Source organism: Sphingomonas sp. GW821-FHT04B01 (assembly GCF_059420425.1).
In genome coordinates this window covers 123725-139174 of sequence record NZ_JBWKTR010000002.1, presented here as the reverse complement: position 1 = coordinate 139174, position 15450 = coordinate 123725, and the positions used below count along the sequence as shown (strand labels likewise).

The window sequence follows — 15450 nt, the reverse complement described above, 5'->3', positions numbered from 1 at the left end:
GCGACCTCTCGCAGCGGCTCGACCGCGATTACGGCGGCCTGAGCAGCGAGGTCGGCCGGTTGCTGACGACGATGACCGTCAATCTCAACGCGATGGCGACGCTTGCCGACCGCATCGCCAATGGCGACCTCACCGTCGATCACACGCCCTTGTCCGACAAGGATGTCCTCGGCCGTGCGCTGGTCACGATGATCGCGCGCCTGAGCACCGTCGTCGGCGATGCGACCGCCGCCGCCGCGAGCGTCGGCGCGGGCAGCCAGCAATTGTCCTCGGCCTCCGAACAGGTCAGCCAGGGCGCGACCGAACAGGCCGCCGCCGCAGAGGAAGCCTCGGCGTCGATGGAACAGATGGCTGCCAACATCAAACAGAATGCCGACAATGCGGCGCAGACCGAGAAGATCGCACGCCAGTCCTCGACCGAGGCGGAGCGCAGCGGCGCCGCCGTGCAGCGCGCGGTCGGCGCGATGCGGACGATCGCCGAGAAGATCGGCTTCGTGCAGGAAATCGCCCGTCAGACCGACCTGCTCGCGCTCAATGCGGCAGTCGAGGCGGCGCGGGCCGGCGATCACGGCAAGGGCTTCGCGGTCGTCGCCGCCGAGGTGCGGAAGCTCGCCGAACGCAGCCAGGCGGCTGCGACCGAGATCAGCGCGATGTCCACGGACACGGTCGGCGCCGCCACCGAGGCGGGCGACATGCTGATCCGCCTCGTCCCTGACATCCGCCGCACCGCCGAGCTGGTCGCCGAGATCAGCGCCGCCTGCCGCGAACAGGACATCGGCGCCGCGCAGATCAACCAAGCGATCCAGCAGCTCGATCAGGTCACGCAGCAGAACGCCTCGGCGTCCGAGCAGATCTCGTCGACCTCCGATTCGCTCGCCGATCAGGCGGAGGAATTGCAGCAGAGCATCGCCTTCTTCCGTCTTGCCGACGCGGATCACGTCGGTCCCGCGCAACCGGCGCGCAAGACGATCGCCGCCACCGCTTCGACGCGTCGCCGCGTGCCGATCAAAGGCACGAAGAGTGCCAGCCTGACCAAGGCGAAGCCGGGGACGATCGCCGACCAGCAGTCGCGCGTGCGCGGCTATGCGCTCGACCTCAACACCGGCGGCCCGGATGCCGAGGACGCTGACTTCGGCCGCGCAGCCTGACCGGGATCGGATGGCATTTCGATCGCCATCCGATCCACCACCGGCGTCATGACGCCCCCCATTCGACGCGCGACGCAGCGCCTCCGACCTCTAGGATTTTCCCATGCGAGCCACGATCAAGATGAAGCTGGGGATCGCCTTTGCGATCCTGACCGCGATGTTGCTGATGGTGATCGGCCTCGGCATCGCCAAGTCGAACACCCTCAACGACGCGATCACCGACGTCATCGCCGGTCCGGCCAAGCAGCTCCAGACGGCGCAGCAGGTCGAGACCCATCTCGGCTACATGCTGTCGAACCAGAAGGCGCTCGCGCTCAACACCGATCAGCAGATCATGGCCGGCTACAATATCGACACCGCTCGCCGGGTGCGTCAGTTCGAGACCTTGCTTGCCGATGGCGAGAGCCGGGCGGCGGCGGACGACAAGCCGTTGTGGCGCCAGGTGCGGCAGGATTGGGAAGCCCTGAAGCCCGTCTACGAGCGGATCAGCGCCCTCGGCACCGCGAACGATAACGCCAAGGCGGGTGAACTCACCGAAACCGAACAGAAGAAGATGGTCGAGGCGATCACACGCGATGTCAGCGCCATCGTCGATCGGCAGAGCGCGCACATGCACGAGGCGGACGAAGAGACCAACGTGCTTTATGCCGACGCGCGCAACCTGCTGATCGGCGTCGGCGTCGCCGCGACGCTGCTGGCGGCGGCCTGCGCGGTCTGGATTTCGACCCTGGTGTCGCGCGGCCTGAAGCGGATCGGCGCGGCGATCGACGCGGTGGCGATCGGCGATCTCGACCATGATATCGCCGCGACCAACAACGACGAGATCAAGGATCTGGTCGACACCGTCAATCGCATGACGATCAACCTGCGGCAGAGCGCGCAGCTCGCCCAGTCGGTGTCGACCGGCGATCTCACCATCGATCACAAGCCACTGTCCGACAAGGATACGCTTGGCCATGCCTTGGTCACGATGATCGAGAAGCTGCGCTCCGTCGTCGGCGATGCGACGCAGGCCTCGGCCAGCGTCGCCGCGGGCAGCCAGCAATTGTCCTCGGCCTCCGAGCAGGTCAGCCAGGGCGCGACCGAACAGGCCGCCGCCGCCGAGGAAGCCTCGGCGTCGATGGAACAGATGGCCGCGAACATCAAACAGAATGCCGACAATGCCGCGCAGACCGAGAAGATTGCGCGCCAGTCCTCGACCGAGGCGGAGCGCAGCGGCGCCGCCGTGCAGCGTGCGGTCGGTGCGATGCGGACGATCGCCGAAAAGATCGGCTTCGTGCAGGAAATCGCCCGTCAGACCGATCTGCTCGCGCTCAACGCGGCGGTCGAGGCGGCACGCGCCGGCGATCACGGCAAGGGCTTCGCGGTCGTCGCTGCCGAGGTGCGCAAGCTCGCCGAGCGCAGCCAGGCGGCCGCGACCGAGATCAGCGCGATGTCCTCGGACACGGTCGGTGCCGCCACCGAAGCGGGCGACATGCTGATCCGGCTGGTTCCGGATATCCGCCGCACCGCCGAGCTGGTCGCCGAGATCAGCGCCGCCTGTCGCGAGCAGGACATCGGCGCATCGCAGATCAATCAGGCGATCCAGCAGCTCGATCAGGTCACGCAGCAGAACGCCTCCGCGTCCGAGCAGATCTCCTCGACCTCGGAAGCGCTGTCCGATCAGGCGGAGGAACTGGAGCACAGCATCGCCTTCTTCCGGCTCGCCGACGATCGGCGGGACAGCGCCCCGCAGACGCGACGCGTCGCGACGACCGCCGTGGTGCGTCGTGCCGACGTCAAGGGAACCAAAATGGCCAGATTGTCGAAGCCCAAGCCCGGGACGATCACCGATCAGCAGACACGCGTGCGCGGCTTCGCGCTCGATCTGGCCAACGGCGGTCCGGACGCGGAAGACGCCGATTTCGGACGTGCGGCATGAGCGGCGGTGACGGCACGCTGCAGACGATCGTCTTCGGCATCGGCGACGAACTGTTCGCCTTGCCGATCGGCGTCGTCCGCGAAATCCTCGATCACGGCCCGGCGTTCCGCGTCCCCAATGCGCCCGACTGGCTGATCGGCCTGTGCGACGTGCGCGGCCTGTCGGTGCCGATGGTCGATTTCCGCATCTGCCTCGGTCTGCCCAGCGTCGCGGTGACGCCGGCGACGCGCGTGCTGGTGGTCGAATCGGACACCGGCGGCGAGCGCCCGCTCGTCATCGGGCTGGTCGTCGACCGGGTGCTCGACGTCAGCACCTGGTCGCGCGAGGCGATCGAGCCGTTGCCCGACACCGGCACCGCCTGGCATTCGCGCCATGTCGTCAGCGTGCTGCGCCGCGACGGCGGCTTCGTCGGCCTGCTCGAACTCGACGGTGCCCTGGCCGGCATGGCGCAGATCCTCGCCCAATCGGGCGCGGCGCCCCCGGTCGCGGCAGTCTCGTGAGCGATTTAAGCTATGACCGGATCGTCGAGGATCTGCTGTCGGCGCGCGATTTCGCCCGCATCTCCGCTTATGTGACGGAGGTGTCGGGCATCAAGATGCCGTCGAACAAATCATCGATGCTCAGCGGCCGGCTGCGCCGTCGGGTGCGGGCGACCGGCCACGAGACGCTTGCCGATTATTGCAACTGGCTGTTCGAAGACGGCGGCATGGCGGTGGAAGCCGAGCATCTGATCAACGCGGTGACCACCAACAAGACCGATTTCTTCCGTGAGCCCGGCCATTTCGACTATCTTACCGGCACGCTGCTGCCGGCGCTGTCGGCGGAGGGGCGCAACCGTCTGCGCGTGTGGAGCGCCGGCTGCTCGACCGGGGCGGAGCCCTATACGCTGGCGATGCTGCTCGACGCCTTCGCGCAGGAGCGCGGCGGGCCGGATTTCGGCATCCTCGCCACCGACCTCGATACCGACGTGCTGGCGGTCGCGCGGCGCGGCATCTTCCCGCGCGCCGCGGTCGAGCCGGTGCCGCCATTGCTCCAGCAACGCTACGTGCTGCGCCCGACCGCGCCGGGCCGCGACGAGGTGCGCATCGCCCCGGCGCTGCGCGCGGCGATCGGCTTCGCAGCGCTCAACCTGATGGACGATCATTATCCCGTCGGTGCGCCGATGGACATGATCTTCTGCCGCAACGTGCTGATCTACTTCGATCGCGAGACGCAGGAGAAGGTCGTGCGGCGGCTGCTCGCCAATCTGCGCTCGGGCGGCCATCTGTTCCTCGGCCATTCGGAATCGATCGCCGACCTCGACCTTCCGCTCACTTTGGTGGGCAACACCATCTTCAGGCGCCACTGACATGCCGGCCAAGCCCGTCCGCGTCCTGATCATCGACGACAGCGCCAGCGTGCGCCAGGCGATGACCCAGATCCTCTCCGCCGATCCGCAGATCGAGGTGATCGCCGCCGCCGCCGATCCCTTCGCCGCGGCGCGCTACATCCAGGCCGAGGTGCCCGACGTCATCACCCTCGACGTCGAGATGCCGCGGATGGACGGCATCACCTTCCTGCGCCGGATGATGGCGCAATGCCCGACGCCGGTCGTCATGTGCTCGTCGCTGGTCGAGGAAGGCTCGGAGACGTTACTGCAGGCGCTCGAGGCGGGTGCGGTCGACGTCATCCTCAAGCCGCGCGTCGGCGTCGCCGATCATCTGGTCGAGGCGCATCTGCATATCTGCGAGACGGTGAAGGGCGCCGCCAAGGCGCGGCTCGGCCGCCGCCAGCCGGCCGGCACGGCGCCGCAGCAGCGGCTGACCGCCGACGCGGTGCTGCCGCCGCCCAGCGGCCGCGCGATGAGCCGCACCACCGAGATGGTGGTGTGCATCGGCGCCTCGACCGGCGGGACCGAAGCGCTGCGCGAGGTGCTGACCGCGCTGCCCGCCAATTCGCCGGGCATCGTCGTCGTCCAGCACATGCCGGAAAGCTTCACCCGCGCCTTCGCCAAGCGGCTCGACGGCATGTGCGAGGTCGACGTCAAGGAGGCCGAGGATGGCGACACGGTGATGCGCGGCCGGGTGCTGATCGCGCCGGGCGGCCTGCGCCACATGATGCTCGAACGCCAGGGCGCCCGCTACGTCGCCGCGGTGCGCGAAGGGCCTCTGGTGTCGCGGCACCGGCCGTCGGTCGACGTGCTGTTCCGCTCCGCCGCACGTAACGCCGGATCGAACGCGGTCGGCATCATCATGACCGGCATGGGCGACGACGGCGCGCGCGGCCTGCTCGAGATGAAGCAGGCGGGCGCCCGCACGCTGGCGCAGGACGAGGCGACCTCGATCGTCTTCGGCATGCCCAAGGAAGCGATCGCCCGTGGCGCGGCGGATCGCGTCGTGCCGCTCGGCGCGATCGCCCGCGAACTGCTGCTCGCCGCCACGCGATAGATAGGAAAAGACGATGCTTCAGGACAGCAACGCGTTGGTCGTGGTCGAACCGGAGGAATGCCCGATGCGGCGGGGGCTGGCGCAGCTCGCCGCCAATCTCGACACGCGCTTCCTGCGTGCGGGCACGACGCTGGCCGACGCGATCGGGATGATCGACCGGATCGTCGGCGGGCTCGACACGATCGTCGATGCGCTCGACGCCAGCAACGCCGGCGCCGCCGCCGCCGATCTCGCCGAGGTCGCCGCGCGCATCACCGCTTTGCCCGCCGCGCTCGCCGGGCGCACCGGCCGGGTCAAGACGATCGCGGCGATCGCCGCGCTGCTGCGCCAGCATGTGCTCGACATGCATCGCTCGCTGCGCGTGCTCGGCATCTACGGCATGAACATCAAGATCGCCGCCTCGGGCGAGCCGCAATTCGTCGGCTTCGTCAACGGCATGAACGGCAAGCTCGCCGCTGGCGAGACGCTGCTGACCGAGGTGATCAGCAAGCTCAAGGAGCTGGAGACGGGGCTCGCCAGCGTCCAGCAGGTCGATCGCCTGCTCACCGCCGAATGCGTCAAGGCGGTGCCGGCGGTGCCGCAGCGCCTCGCCGCGGACGCCGCCGCGCTCGGCGTCCACCTCCAGGGCGCCGCGCAGCTCGCCCGCCGCGTTGCCGCGATCGCGCGCAGCATCCAGACCAAGGTGGCGGTGCTGCTCGGCGCGCTGCAGGTCGGCGACAGCACCCGTCAGCGACTGGAACACGTCGTCGCCGCACTGCAGCTGGTCGAATCGCACGGCTGCGGTCCGGGGGCGGCGGCGCATGTCGATCGCCTGCTCGCCGCACAGCTCGACGCCGTCGTTCATGACTTCGGCCGCGAGACGGGCGCGCTGGTCGACTCGCTGGACGCGCTGATCCCCGATGGCCGCGCCTTGCTCGACCTGATCGCCGAACAGGCCGGCGAGGACAATCGCGGCTTCCTCACCCGGCTGGAGGAGAGCGTCACCGGCATGGACCGGATCATCGTCCAGCTGCAATCGGCACATCGGCAGGCGGAGGGGATGACCGGGCTGATCGATGCGACCGTCACCGAGCTGACGCAGCGCGTCGGCCGGCTGAGCGCGATCCGCACCGACGTACAGGATATCGCCACCAACACGCGCCTGCTCTGCCGCCGGCACGGCACCGTCGGTCGCGCCGTCGCGGTCGTCGCGCAGGAGGTGGATGCCTATGCGCGCGACCTCGGTGCGACGACGGTCGACGTCGGGCATACGATCGGGCGGCTCGGCGATGCCGAGGTGTCGCTGGCGCTGAGCAACGACGAGCCGGATGTTGCGACGATGCTCGCCCGCGCGCTCCTCGTCATCCGCGAGGCGTGCCGCCGCACCGATCAGGTCGTGCTGCAGGGTGGCGACGATGCGCAGCGGCTGGTCGAGCTCGTCGAGGCGACCGCGGTCGACCTCGCGCAGGAGCTGGCGCTGGCCGGCACGATGGAAGAGGCGTCGGCGATCCTGGCGGAACGCGCCGGTGACCTGCCCACGCTGACGGAAGACGACGAGGGCGCGTTGCACGCCGTCCTGCCCGCGATCGCCAAGCTCTACACGATGGCCGCGGAGCGCGACGTCCACGCCCGCTTCCTGCTGCCCGGCATGGCGCCGACGGCGCATGCCGCCAACGACGATGACGACGACGACGGACTGTTCTGAACCGCCTCGGCGCGGACCGTCACCGGCCTGACCCAATCCGCGGCTAGGCGGCCGCAGATGACGCTCCTCCGCCTGCTGCCCGCCCTGCTCCTCTTCGCCGCGTCCACGCCGCTCGCCGCGCGGCCGGCGCTCACCGTCGAGCGCGTCGTCGTGCTGATGCGGCACGGCGTGCGTGCGCCGATCGACGGCGAGGCGCCGGAGGGGACGCGCACCGCGGCGCCCTGGCCACATTGGCCGGTGCCGGCCGAGCAACTGACGCCGCATGGCGCGCGGGCGATGACGATCCTCGGCGCGGAAGATCGCCGCGCATTGGTTGCCGCCGGGCTGTTGCCGCGCGTCGGCTGTCCTGCCCCGCGCACGGTGCGCATCCACGCCAACACCGCCGAGCGCACGATCGCCAGCGGAACCGCCTTCGCCGCTGGCCTCGCGCCGGGCTGCACGATCCCGGTGGATCACCTCGCGCCCGATCGCGCCGATCCGCTGTTTGAGCCGCTGCGCGCCGGTGCGACCCGGTTCGACCCGGCGACCGCGATCGCCGACATCCAGCATTATACCGGCGGCGTCGACGCGCTCGCCCGCCGCCATGCCGCAGCGATCGCGCAACTCGACATGCTGCTGGGTTGCGCCGCGCCGCAGGGATGCAGCCCGGTTACGCCCTCGCGCATCGTTGCGTCGGCCGACGGCCGGGGCATCGAGCTGAGCGGGCCGATCCGCACCACCTCGGGCACGGCGCAGGTGCTCCTGCTGCAATATGCCGAGGGGCTCGACCCGCGCGGCTGGCCCCGGATCGACGCGGCAGCGCTCCGTCGGGTCGGCGCGCTCCACGCCGCGCTGTTCGACGTCTTCACCCGTCCGCCCTATATGGCCGCGCATCAGGCCGCGGTCTTCGGCCGTCACATGCTCGCCGGGCTGACCGGCGCGGATGCCTCTCCGGTCGACATATTGGTCGGCCACGACACCAACGTCACCGCGCTTGCCGCCGTCCTGCACGTTCCGCTGCGCGCGCCGGGCTATGCCGAGGGCGATGTCGCCCCCGGCGGCGCGATCTGGCTCGAACGCGTGTATGATCCCGCCCGCAAGCGGCGCTACGTCCGGGCCTCCTACCGGACGCAATCGCCCGATGATCTGCGCCGCCTGTCGCCAAGGGTGACGATCACGCCGCTGCCGATCCCCGGCTGCGGCGTGACCGGTCTATGCGAACTCGCGACCTTCGACCGGATGATCCGTCGCCGTCTCGCCGCGGTTCAATAAGCCGCGGTGAAGCGGCTGCGGCTGTGCTGCGGCCGTTCGAGCTCATCGACCATCGCGATCGCGAAATCCGCGAAGCTGATCCTGCTCTCGCCATTCGCATCGACGACGAGCTGATCGCCGCCGGTGCGATACCGGCCGGTCCGCGGCCCTTCAAAGATCTGCGCCGCCGGCGAGAAGAAGGTCCAGTTGACCTCTTGCTCGTCCCGCAACGCGTCGAGGAAGGCGATCCCGCCGGCAGCGAACGGCTTCCATTCCTCCGGAAAGTCCGGTGTGTCGAACAGCCGCTGACCCGGTGCGACCTCAAGGCTCGCGGCACCACCGGTGACCAGCAATCGCGGCACGCCCGCCCGCTTGACCGCCGCCAGCAACGTGTCCGCCGTGACGTCGAAATGCAGCGCGCTGATCACCGCATCGCTGCCGCGGATCAGCTCGGCGAGCGCCGCCGGGTCGGACGCGTCGCCCGCCACCGCCTCGATCCCCTCCGCCTGCGGGATCGCCGCCGGGTTTCGGGCGATGCCCCGCACTTTGTGGCCGCGCGCGGCGAGCTCCGTGGCGATCTCCGACCCGGCGTGACCGCTCGCACCCAATACCGCTATCTGCATGTCGCACCTCCATTGGTTTCCATCGGTGACCAACATCGCTAGAGGTGACCCATGAAGCAAGACGGCACTTTCATCTCCCTTGGTCACCTTGGTGAAACCGCCACCGGACGCGGCGACGCCTATGCGCGCGACTGCCCAACGCGCCAGTTGCTCGATCGGATCGGCGACAAATGGAGCGTGCTGATCCTGCTGCTGCTCGGCGACCGGGAATTGCGCTTCGGCCAGCTCAAGCAGCGGATCGGCGGTATTTCGCAGAAGATGCTGAGCCAGACGCTGCGTGCGCTCGAACGCGACGGGCTGGTGACGCGCCATGCCGTCGCGACGGTGCCGGTCAGCGTCAGCTATCGCGTCACCCCGCTCGGCCGCGACCTGCTCGCCGCGCTGCGGCTGATGATCGACTGGGCGGAGACGCGCATGCCCGAGGTGGCGGCGGCGCAGGGTCGCTACGACACGCGAGTCACGGCCGATCCCGCATCGTCCGTCCTCCCGGCGCGTTGATCCGCGATGGCCGTCTTCTTTACCGCCGATACGCATTTCGGCGACCATCGCACGATCAACATCCAGCACCGGCCGTTCGCGGACACCGCGACGATGGACGCGACGCTGATCGCGCGCTGGAACGCGCGCGTCGCGCCGGACGATATCGTCTGGCATCTTGGCGACGTCGCCCGCCGGGCCGGCGATGTCGCCGGGCTGCTCGACCGGCTGCACGGCAGCAAGCATCTGCTCGTCGGCAACAACGATCCCGACGGCACCCGCGTCGCCGCCGGCTGGGCGAGCGTCGGCGATTATGCCGAGCTGTCGCTCGACGGCCACGCGCTCGTCCTCTGCCATTATCCCTTCCGCAGCTGGAACGGCCAGCATCGCCGCGCGATCAACCTGCACGGCCATAGCCACGGCCGGCTGAAGCCGATGCCGCGCCAGTTCGACGTCGGCGTCGACGCCCGCGATTTCGCGCCGGTCACGCTCGCGGAATTGCTGGCCCCGATGCCGCCGGCCGCTCGTTGAGCAGCGGCAACGCGAAGGATATCACCATGACCGACCAACCGGACGACGCCACCGACCGCCCCGATGCCGACGACACCGCCGGCAAGACGACCTGCGCCGTTGAGGAATCGGACAGCAGCAGCACCGACGATAAGCACGTCGGCAAGGCGCAGGAGGATCTCGACGCGGACGACCTGAAGGGCTTCGTCAAGGACCCCCTCGAACAATGACGGATCGCGACACGTTCGGACAGGATGCCGGCCGGCGCGACGGCGCTGCCGGCAACCGCCCGCTGATCCGGCGGGTGATCATCGTGATGATCGCCTTCCTCGCCGTATCGATGGCCGGCATGCTGGCGCTCGGCATCGCGCTTTATCGCAGTTGACCGCCGTCGCGGATCAGTCCGCGTCGGGCATCATCCGGGCGGACAGGTCCATCAGGTTGCGCGCCGCGTCGCGATCGGCCTCCTCCTCGAAGACCGCGTCGAGCGCCGGCGCCGCGTCCAGCATGTAGAGCAAGGTCCACAACGCGAACCGCCGCGCCCGGTCGCGCTCGAGGCCGAGATCGACCCTCATATGCTCGATCCCAGCGGCGATCGCCTCTGGCGGCACCGTTGCCAGTTGGTCGGTGCCGAAATAGCGGCGCATCTGGTCGTCGAGGTCCATCGCCGAGCCTCCTAGCGGCGGATCATCCGGCGGCAAGCCCGCAAGGGTCGCGGCTCATCCTTCTTCCGCCGGATTGTCGCGCCAGATCCGCTCGGCGAGCAGCGTGGCGAAGCCGAGCCACGCGACGAACGGCACTCCGACCGCCGCCGCCGGCCTGTCGACCCGCGCGGCGGTCGCGACATAGGCGGCGCCCGATGCGACCATCGCACCCGATGCCGCCGCACTCGCGCCGAGCTTCTTCTCGCGGAAGAACAAGTGCGTCCAGCCGCCGACCATCGCGGTGTTGAGCAGCCAGAGCCCGACCGCGGCATTGCGCGCCGGCCCCGCCGGTCGGCGCAACAGGCGATAGCCGCCGACCGCCAGGCCGGTCTCCAGCACCGGCCAGACCGCGCCGAAGGCGGCATCGGGCGGGGTGAAGCCGGGCTTGTCGAGCCGGCGATACCAGCGCCGGATGGCGGGGTGCGACGGATCGGGCGCGTTGCGCCGCCCGAGCACCGCACTCGCCCCCAGCACGACGCCGACCGCGCCGATCGCGAGCAGCGGTGACAGTCCGCCCGCCGCCGATGCCGCGACGCCGGATGGCGCCCGTTCCGGCGCGACGATCGTCGCGTCGGTCGGGATGGCGTCATCGTAGCGGGACAGATCGGGCTCCTTCGGGCCGCTCCCGAACACTTTGCCCATCGCCTTGTGGACGATGGGACGGCTCGCCGCGGCGAGCGCGCCATGGAGCAGGCGGATGGCGAGCCGGCTCTGCGGGTTCATCAGCCGCGGTGCGATTTTGGGAACGCCCTGCGCGTCCTCGACCATCGGGCGCATCGCCTGCTCATAGGAGTCGAACGCCGCGGCGACATCGTCGTGCCGCGCCAGCTCCGCCGCCAGCACATAGGCGCCGGTGATCGCCAGCGTCGTGCCGATCCCGGCGATCGGCGTCGCGCACCATGCGGCGTCGCCAGTCAGCACCACCCTGCCCTTCGACCAGCGCTTCATCCGCACCTGACGCAGCACGTCGAAATAGAAATCGTCCGTCGTCGCCATACCGTCCAGCACGCGGGCGGTCTGCCAGCCGGCATCGGCGAACCGCTCGCGCAGCCACGCCTTCTGGCGGTCCGTGCTCCAATCCTGCTCGCCGCCCGGCTGCTGCTGCACCGACAGCATCGCACGCGTGGTGCCGTAACGGTCGGGCCGCAGCGACACGCTGCGCCCGCCGGTCGCATTGTACCACCGCCACAATTGCCCGTCGTCCTGGGTCCGCGGGATCGTAAAATAGGCGATCGTCAGGTCCATCCAGCGCGGCGCATTTTCGTTCGCGAAGACGTGTGAGCGGGTCGCCGATCCGACGCCCTCGGCGACGATGACCGCATCGTATCGCGCGGTCCGTCCGCTGGCGAAGGTGACCACCGCCGCCGCGTCATCCTCGTCGATCGCCGCCACGCTGTCGCCGAAGCGATAGGTGGCGCGCGCCGCGGCGGGTTCGTAGACCAAGCGGGCGAGATCGCCGCGCAGGATCTCCATTTCGGCAGTGGGTCCGTCGGCTCCGAGCTCGGCGGTGATGAACTGCGCGGCGACGCTGCCGTCGCTTTTGACCCAGGCGGTGCCTTCCTCGCCGGTGCCACGATCGAGCGCCGCCTGTTCCAGTCCCATCCGCCGCAGTACCTCGCGGCCGACGCCACGCACGTCGATATTCTGGCCGCCGTCGCGAAACGCCGGCGCGCGTTCGACCACCTCGACATCGAAGCCGGCGCGGCCGAGCCACCACGCCGCGGTATTGCCGGCGACGCTGGCACCGGTGATCAGGACACGGCGGGACATGGCAGATTCTCCTCTGTCCCGCACAACGGTCGAGGTGCCGGAAGGTCGCGTTCGTTCGTATCAGGGCGGATCGGCGCGCGCATGCGACATCCTTCGTTCGCCATGACCCAGCCGACGCGCTCGGCGACATCCCAGCACATGCCTTTTCGCCCGTATCCAGGGGTTGCATCCCCCCAGCCGGTGCGATCGCCCGTCAGATGCTGCCGGACCCACCGCGGCAAGCGTGATCAAACCCACCCTTGGCCGACACAAAGTTTTGATTAACTTGATACCCTACCAAATTGGTAGATTATAGAGACGTATCGGGAAAGACCCGACACGTTCTGACTATCCAAAGCATTTCGCTATTTCTGCGATTCGCAAAGGGTGTTGATCATCGTCCACGATAAGATTCGGCTGCGATCGTCATAGATTCTTCGTTCCGCGTGAGGCTTTGAACCGATAGTTGCTTGCCCTATTATTGTCCGGACTTACGAATACCCAACATACACAGAGCAACTAAAAATTACTCTTTCCTACAATTTAATATGAAAGGACAGAACATGACCCTGATCCAGCAGAAGTTCGGCAGCTCGGCGGCGGTGGATAGTCCGCTCGACATCCGCCCGGTCGCCGGCCGTATCGGCGCCGAGATCCGTGGCATACGCATCACCCGGGATCTGGACGATCGTGCGACGCTGATCGCCGTTCGCGATGCCTTGCTCCGCCACAAGGTCATCTTCTTCCGCGGCCAGGACGATCTGGACGACGCCGCGCACGAGGCGTTTGCCGCACGGCTCGGTGATCCCGTCGCGCATCCCACCGTGCCGGTTGCGAGCGGGTCGCGCTATCTGCTCGATCTCGAAAGCCGTGAAGGCGAGGCCGCATCGAGCTGGCACACCGACGTGACGTTCGTCCCCGCTTATCCGCAGGCGTCGATCCTGCGCGCGATCGTCGTGCCGGAAGCCGGCGGCGATACGCTCTGGGCAAATGCGGTCACCGCTTATGAAACGCTGCCCGCGCCGTTGCGCACGCTGGCGGACCAGCTTCGTGCGGTGCATTCCAACCTCTACGATTATGCCGCGTTCAAACCGGGTGGAGTCGGCAGTGCCGCCGAGAAACACTATCACGAGGTGTTCACCTCGACCGTTTACGAAACCGAACATCCGGTGGTGCGCGTCCACCCGGAAACCGGCGAGCGCGCGCTGCTGCTCGGCCATTTCATCCAGAAGTTCGTCGGCCTGAAACAAGCGGATTCGCAGCGCATTTTCGATGCCCTCCAGGACCATGCGACCTCGCCGGAGAATACCGTGCGATGGCGCTGGCAGGCCGGTGACGTGGCGATCTGGGACAATCGGGCAACGCAGCATCGCGCCATCGCCGACTTCGGCAAGCAGGCGCGTCATCTCCGCCGCGCAACCGTAGCCGGTGACGTGCCGGTGGGCCTCGACGGGCAGCCGAGCCGCGCGATCAAGCCCGCCCCCGTCGAACGGGCCGCCGCCGCCTGACAGCGGGATCGCGATGGGGCGGGATCGACCCGGACCGACCGGCCGCGCCCCGCCCCATCGCTTCGATCCGGTAGTCCGCCGTCCAGAGTTCTTCAGGAAACCGCATGTCTCGCACAGCTCGCCGGATGACGCACATCCTGTACCATGCCGGCATCATCGTAACGGCCGCCTTGCTTGCCGGCGGCCCTGCCGCCGCGGCCACGTCCGCCGAACCGCCCTCTTCGGTGCGCGATCAGCTCGCCGACGAACGCCTTGCCCTCCGCCTGATCGCGCGACCCGATGTGCAAGCGGCGCTCGGCCCGCTGGCGCAGGAGTGGCAGGACGGCACCCCCGGCCTGTTGCCCGAAACGTATCGCCAGCTCCCCCAGTCGATCCGCGAGCTCGCGCTGCTGACCGCGCTGCAGGCGATCGCGTCGGATCCCCGCCGCCCCAAAGTGACGGAAATATCGGCGCCACCCCATCGCTGGTACGGGCTCGACGTGCCGGGCGGGCGATGGGGGATCAACAATCCCGACACGCTCTATTTCCTGGTGCCGGTCGAACGGGGATCCAGCTACGTATTGACCGGGCAGCGGCATGGCCGCGGGCCGATCGATGCCAATTATTCACTGCAGACCGGTGACGGCTGGGTGACGCTGGCGAACATCGGCTATGACGATCTGCAGGTCGGTGACGATGGCCGCTATCGGATCACGATCGACGATCAACCGGCGCAGGGACGCCGCAACCATATCCATATCCGCGACGACGCCCGCTTCCTGCTGATCCGCAACACGTTGGGCGACTGGGCCAAGGAATTGCCCGACACGCTATCCATCGAGCGCGTCGCCGGGCCCGCCGCGGGACCGGAGCCGACCGACGATGCGCTGGCCGCGCAGGTCGTCGCGCGGCTGCGTGCGACGGTGCGCCGCAGCGTCGCCGAATTGCAGCCGCCGATCCTGAACCGCCCCGCGAACAGCATCCCGCAGCCCGGCGCCGTCGCCGACAAACCCGGCTTCCTCGTTACGCAGCGCAATGCCCTCGGTCATTTCCGCATCAACGCCGACGAGGCGATCGTTGCGACGTTCAATCCCGGCGGCGCCCGCTACGCGACCTTCCCGGTCACCAGCATCTGGGGGATCACCCCCGATCCGCGCCGACACCAGAACAGTCTGAACGCGGCGCAGGCATTGGCCAATGGCGACGGGACGATCACCGTCGTCTTGTCCAATCGCGATCCCGGCATCGGCAATTGGATCGACGCGGGCGGTCTGCGCGAGGGCATCGTCATGCTCCGCTGGCAACGGCTTGCCCCAGCCGATCCGCCGAGCGGCGGCCCCGCGGTCGATGCGCGGCTGGTCCGGCTCGCCGATCTGCCGGCAATCCTGCCCAAGGGTACGAAGACCGAGACGCCGGCCGAGCGGGCCGCGCGGCAGACGGAACGCGCCCGGACCTTCGAGCGGCGCTTCACGGAACGCTGACCGCAGCACC

Annotated in this window: 15 protein-coding genes and 1 pseudogene; 13 read left to right on the top strand and 3 right to left on the bottom strand. The window is 68.8% G+C overall.

Going from position 1 to position 15450, the window contains the following annotated elements; all coding sequences use genetic code 11:
• Positions 1-230: 230 nt before the first annotated feature.
• The 7 genes and pseudogenes from AC07UH_RS06925 to AC07UH_RS06895 all read left to right on the top strand — a co-directional run.
• A pseudogene (locus AC07UH_RS06925) lies at positions 231-1148 on the top strand (methyl-accepting chemotaxis protein); the annotation flags it as partial.
• 103 nt (positions 1149-1251) lie between these two features.
• The gene (locus AC07UH_RS06920; RefSeq protein ID WP_038658919.1) at positions 1252-3069 is read left to right on the top strand and encodes a methyl-accepting chemotaxis protein; all 1818 of its coding nucleotides are present in this window, start codon (positions 1252-1254) and stop codon (positions 3067-3069) included.
• The gene (locus AC07UH_RS06915; protein WP_495180365.1) at positions 3066-3569 is read left to right on the top strand and encodes a chemotaxis protein CheW; all 504 of its coding nucleotides are present in this window, start codon (positions 3066-3068) and stop codon (positions 3567-3569) included. The genes AC07UH_RS06920 and AC07UH_RS06915 overlap by 4 nt, the downstream gene beginning before the upstream one ends.
• Positions 3566-4417 carry a CheR family methyltransferase gene (locus AC07UH_RS06910; protein WP_495180366.1) on the top strand — a complete coding sequence of 284 codons (852 nt, stop codon included), beginning with the start codon at positions 3566-3568 and terminating at the stop codon, positions 4415-4417. Before AC07UH_RS06915 ends, AC07UH_RS06910 begins: the two co-directional genes overlap by 4 nt.
• A gap of 1 nt (position 4418) precedes the next feature.
• Entirely contained in the window at positions 4419-5495 is a 1077-nt protein-coding gene (locus AC07UH_RS06905) for a protein-glutamate methylesterase/protein-glutamine glutaminase (protein WP_495180367.1), read from the top strand.
• A gap of 13 nt (positions 5496-5508) precedes the next feature.
• Positions 5509-7179: a hypothetical protein gene (locus AC07UH_RS06900; protein WP_495180368.1), complete on the top strand. Its 1671-nt coding sequence runs from the start codon at positions 5509-5511 to the stop codon at positions 7177-7179.
• A 57-nt stretch (positions 7180-7236) separates the two neighbouring features.
• Complete coding sequence (locus tag AC07UH_RS06895) at positions 7237-8430, top strand: histidine-type phosphatase (RefSeq protein ID WP_495180369.1); 1194 nt, start codon at positions 7237-7239, stop codon at positions 8428-8430.
• On the opposite strand, the gene AC07UH_RS06890 is transcribed toward AC07UH_RS06895, so the two are convergent.
• Entirely contained in the window at positions 8424-9032 is a 609-nt protein-coding gene (locus AC07UH_RS06890) for an NAD(P)-dependent oxidoreductase (RefSeq protein ID WP_495180370.1), read from the bottom strand. The genes AC07UH_RS06895 and AC07UH_RS06890 overlap by 7 nt on opposite strands.
• 51 nt (positions 9033-9083) lie before the next feature.
• Between AC07UH_RS06890 and AC07UH_RS06885 the strand changes: the two genes are divergently transcribed.
• From AC07UH_RS06885 to AC07UH_RS06870, 4 genes are read left to right on the top strand one after another with little or no spacing between them, the layout of a single operon-like run.
• The gene (locus tag AC07UH_RS06885; protein ID WP_495180371.1) at positions 9084-9530 is read left to right on the top strand and encodes a winged helix-turn-helix transcriptional regulator; all 447 of its coding nucleotides are present in this window, start codon (positions 9084-9086) and stop codon (positions 9528-9530) included.
• A 6-nt stretch (positions 9531-9536) separates the two neighbouring features.
• On the top strand, positions 9537-10040 hold the full coding sequence (locus AC07UH_RS06880) for a metallophosphoesterase family protein (RefSeq protein ID WP_495180372.1): 504 nt from the start codon (positions 9537-9539) through the stop codon (positions 10038-10040).
• A 26-nt stretch (positions 10041-10066) separates the two neighbouring features.
• Entirely contained in the window at positions 10067-10249 is a 183-nt protein-coding gene (locus tag AC07UH_RS06875; RefSeq protein WP_495180373.1) for a hypothetical protein, read from the top strand.
• Positions 10246-10404, top strand: coding sequence for a hypothetical protein (locus tag AC07UH_RS06870; protein ID WP_156143759.1), 159 nt, complete (start codon positions 10246-10248; stop codon positions 10402-10404). Before AC07UH_RS06875 ends, AC07UH_RS06870 begins: the two co-directional genes overlap by 4 nt.
• 13 nt (positions 10405-10417) lie before the next feature.
• On the opposite strand, the gene AC07UH_RS06865 is transcribed toward AC07UH_RS06870, so the two are convergent.
• Together AC07UH_RS06865 and AC07UH_RS06860 are read right to left on the bottom strand one after the other, a co-directional pair.
• On the bottom strand, positions 10418-10684 hold the full coding sequence (locus AC07UH_RS06865; RefSeq protein WP_038658893.1) for a hypothetical protein: 267 nt from the start codon (positions 10682-10684) through the stop codon (positions 10418-10420).
• Positions 10685-10738: 54 nt separating this feature from the next.
• Entirely contained in the window at positions 10739-12493 is a 1755-nt protein-coding gene (locus AC07UH_RS06860; protein ID WP_495180374.1) for a tryptophan-rich sensory protein, read from the bottom strand.
• Between the two features lie 542 nt (positions 12494-13035).
• On the opposite strand from AC07UH_RS06860, the gene AC07UH_RS06855 reads away from it, so the two are divergent.
• Both AC07UH_RS06855 and AC07UH_RS06850 read left to right on the top strand, forming a co-directional pair.
• On the top strand, positions 13036-13980 hold the full coding sequence (locus AC07UH_RS06855) for a TauD/TfdA dioxygenase family protein (protein ID WP_495180375.1): 945 nt from the start codon (positions 13036-13038) through the stop codon (positions 13978-13980).
• Between the two features lie 104 nt (positions 13981-14084).
• Complete coding sequence (locus AC07UH_RS06850) at positions 14085-15440, top strand: hypothetical protein (protein ID WP_495180376.1); 1356 nt, start codon at positions 14085-14087, stop codon at positions 15438-15440.
• Positions 15441-15450 lie beyond the last annotated feature (10 nt).